Consider the following 542-nt stretch of genomic DNA (forward strand, 5'->3'; position numbering starts at 1 on the left):
GGGATCCGGCCGAGTTTCTTGACGTCGACGTGGATGAGTTCGCCGGGGCGGTCGCGTTCGTAGCGGCGGATCACGGTGCCCGTCGGCCGGTCCAGCCAGGCCAGCCTGTTCAGGCCGTGACGGGTCAGGATGCGGTGCACGGTCGAGGCGGGCAGGCCGAGGATCGGCCCGAGGCGTGCGGGGCCGAGCTTTCGTTCCCGCCGCAGTCGGCAGACCCGGGCTTCGGTTGTGGCGGTGGTTCGGTGTGGTGTCGTGCGGGGGCGGCTGGATCGGTCGAGGAGCCCGTTTTCGCCCTCGGTCTGCCAGCGCCGGACCCACTTGTGGGCCGTGGGGCGGGAGATACCCATCTCCGCAGCGACATGCGCGACGGGACGGCCGGAGCGGACACGGTCGATCAGCAGTCGCCTGCCGTGAAGGGTCAGCCGGGCATTACGGTGGGACACGAAGGCCTCCGTGCGGTGAAGATTCGACACCTCCACCACACACGGGGGCCTTCGCCATGATCAAGCCCACCAGCGTTAACAACGCTCGTGATCAATACA

1 protein-coding gene is annotated in these 542 nt (G+C 68.5%); it reads right to left on the minus strand.

From position 1 onward, the window contains the following. Positions 1-443 (minus strand): helix-turn-helix domain-containing protein (locus tag RCO28_RS39270; protein ID WP_308946209.1); only part of this gene is annotated, 443 nt, incomplete at its 3' end. Positions 444-542 lie beyond the last annotated feature (99 nt).

This window comes from Streptomyces sp. LHD-70 (genome assembly GCF_031157275.1).
In the GTDB taxonomy this organism is placed as follows: domain Bacteria; phylum Actinomycetota; class Actinomycetes; order Streptomycetales; family Streptomycetaceae; genus Streptomyces.